Source organism: Pseudomonas sp. Sample_9 (assembly GCF_004307535.1).
Lineage (GTDB): Bacteria > Pseudomonadota > Gammaproteobacteria > Pseudomonadales > Pseudomonadaceae > Aquipseudomonas > Aquipseudomonas mercuritolerans.
Genome location: NZ_RAZO01000271.1, coordinates 1 through 2,575, shown reverse-complemented (window position 1 = coordinate 2,575; position 2,575 = coordinate 1). Strand labels below are relative to the sequence as shown.

The 2,575-nt window shown below is 60.8% G+C and carries 2 protein-coding genes and 1 pseudogene; 1 reads left to right on the top strand and 2 read right to left on the bottom strand.

Going from position 1 to position 2,575, the window contains the following annotated elements; all coding sequences use genetic code 11:
- Both D6877_RS14995 and D6877_RS14990 read right to left on the bottom strand, forming a co-directional pair.
- Window positions 1-260: pseudogene (locus D6877_RS14995) on the bottom strand (hypothetical protein); the annotation flags it as partial.
- A gap of 135 nt (window positions 261-395) precedes the next feature.
- Window positions 396-1,322 (bottom strand): LysR family transcriptional regulator, encoded by a 927-nt coding sequence (locus tag D6877_RS14990; protein ID WP_122507822.1) that lies wholly within the window; start codon window positions 1,320-1,322, stop codon window positions 396-398.
- Window positions 1,323-1,424: 102 nt separating this feature from the next.
- Here D6877_RS14990 and D6877_RS14985 point away from each other — a divergent pair.
- A partial coding sequence (locus tag D6877_RS14985) for an aspartate aminotransferase family protein (protein WP_130911302.1) occupies window positions 1,425-2,575 on the top strand: 1,151 nt, incomplete at its 3' end.

Genomic DNA, 2,575 nt, shown 5'->3' with positions numbered 1-2,575 from the left:
GCTGCCTCGGCGTCTTTCAGGCGCTTGAGTTCGCCCATCAGCTCGTACGCCTTGTCGTCATCAAAGCTGTCATGCGCCTGACGGATCGCCGCACGCAATTCACGGATCTGGTCGCTTTCGCGGGTCGACTGGAACGCGTCCAGGACCATCTCGCTGATGATTTTGGCTTGAGGCAGGTGTTGTGAAAGATTGATGGAGTTTTCGTATTCCGCTTTGGACGACTGGGTGACTACGGATTCAGCGGTGTTGAAATCGGACATTGAAATTTCACTACTTTTTTAACTTGAGTTGAGGCGAGAAAGCACGAGGTCTTTTTCAGGCCGACTAATTTAGGGGAGCGGGGCGGCGTTGTCACGGAGCAACGGTCTGGTGGTCGGGATTTTTCCCGGCGTGCGTTATTTTCCGAGCATGGCGTCAGCGGGTTTCCCCCACGTACGCATCGCAAACTCGACAAACCGTCTCAGCTTCGGCAGTCGATAGCGATCCTGCGCATACAACAGATGCATCGGCCTGCTCGGCGGTTGGTAGTCCGTCATTACCCTCACCAGTTTGCCGTCGCGCAGATCCTGCTCTACCAGCGCATCGGGCAGCATCATGATGCCCATGCCGTTGCGCGCCGCTTGATGCAGTCCGGCGGAGCTGTTGATCAGCATCGGCCCGCTGACGTCGACGAGGACTTCACCTTCCGGGCCGCTCAGACGCCAGCGTTTTTCCACCGATTGCCAATCATCCCCAGCCGGGTAGGCGAAGGACAGGCAATCGTGTTGCTGCAAATCCTGTGGCGTGTGCGGCATGCCGCGCCGCGCGATGTATTCGGGGGAGGCGCAGACGGTCAGGGTGTAGTCGATCAGGGGGCGGGCGATCAAATTGGATTGGTCGAAATTGCCCAAACGGAATGCGACATCGAGGCCGTTCTCCAGCAGATCCGGGCGGCTGTTGGTCAGTACCACGTCAAGTTTCACTTGCGGATACAGCAAGGAGTATTCGCTGAGAGCCGGGGTCAGTCGTTCGACGCCGAAGGTCAGCGGCGCGGTGATACGCAGCAAACCGCGCGGCTCGTCCGACGCTTGTTCGGCCAGGCGTTCGGAGTCGGCCACCAGGCCGAGCACTTCCAGGCAGCGCTGATAATAGACGCTGCCGAATTCGGTCAGGCGCTGGCGGCGCGTGGTGCGTTGCAGCAGTTGCACGCCGAGCCGTTGCTCCAGCGCGCGCAGATGATTGCCCACCATCGTCGTCGACATTTCGCACTTAGCGGCGGCGGCCGTCATGCTCCCGGTTTCGACCACTTTGACGTACACGCCCATCGACTGGAACAAATCCATTATCAAGCTCAGCTTTTAAATGATTGAAGTTTTTCCGAGTTTATCCAGCTCAGGTGGCTAACCATACTGCAAAAACACCGACCTGCAATGGAGTTTCACGTCATGACCGCCGCCCTGATGAATACCTACCAACCACTGGCCCTGAGTTTCACCAAGGGCCTGGGCACGCGCCTGTGGGATCAGGCGGGGCGCGAATATCTGGACGCTGTTGCCGGCGTGGCAGTGACCAATGTCGGCCACTCGCATCCGCGCATTGTCTCGGCGATCAGCGAGCAGGCGGGATTGCTGCTGCACACCTCCAACCTGTACAGCATCGATTGGCAACAACAACTGGCCAAGCGGCTGACTGTGTTGTCGGGGATGGAGCGCGCGTTTTTCAACAACTCCGGCGCCGAAGCGAACGAGACGGCACTGAAACTGGCGCGCCTGTACGGCTGGCGCAAAGGCATCGAGCAGCCGCTGGTGGTGGTCATGGCCAACGCGTTTCATGGCCGCACCCTCGGCACGCTGTCTGCCAGCGATGGCCCGGCGGTGCGCCTGGGCTTCAACGAACTGCCGGGGGACTTCGTCAAAGTGCCGTTCGGCGATCTCGCCGCGCTGGAGCAAATACAGCGCAAACACGGCGCGCGCATCGTGGCGATTCTGGTCGAACCGATCCAGGGCGAAAGCGGCGTACAAGTCGCACCGCCGGGTTATCTCAAAGCGCTGCGTGAACTGTGCAATCGCCACGCGTGGCTGCTGATGCTCGATGAAATCCAGACCGGCATCGGCCGCACCGGGAAGTGGTTCGCCTTCCAGCACGAAGGCATCGTTCCCGACGTCATGACCCTGGCCAAAGGCCTTGGCAATGGCGTGCCGATCGGCGCCTGCCTGGCCCGTGGCCGCGCGGCGGACCTGTTCACCCCGGGCAGCCACGGCAGCACTTTCGGCGGCAATCCGCTGGCCTGTCGGGTTGGCTGCACGGTGCTGGACATCATCGAAGAGCAAGGCCTGCTGGAGAATGCGCGGGTGCAGGGCGCACGGCTGCTGGAACGCTTGCGCGCCGAATTGGCAGACAACCCGAACGTGCTGGCAATCCGGGGGCAGGGCCTCATGATCGGTATCGAACTGAAACAACCGGTGCGCGACCTGACGCTGATCGCCGCGCGGGATCACGGCTTGTTGATCAACGTGACTCGTGGCAAGACCATCAGGTTGCTGCCGCCGCTGACGATTGATGAGCGCGAGGTGGGGATGATTGTCAGAGGGGTTGG

Bases quoted from the DNA above. Each gene is read 5' to 3' on its own strand.
- D6877_RS14990 (WP_122507822.1), bottom strand. From the start codon at position 1,322: ATGGATTTGTTCCAGTCGATGGGCGTGTACGTCAAAGTGGTCGAAACC.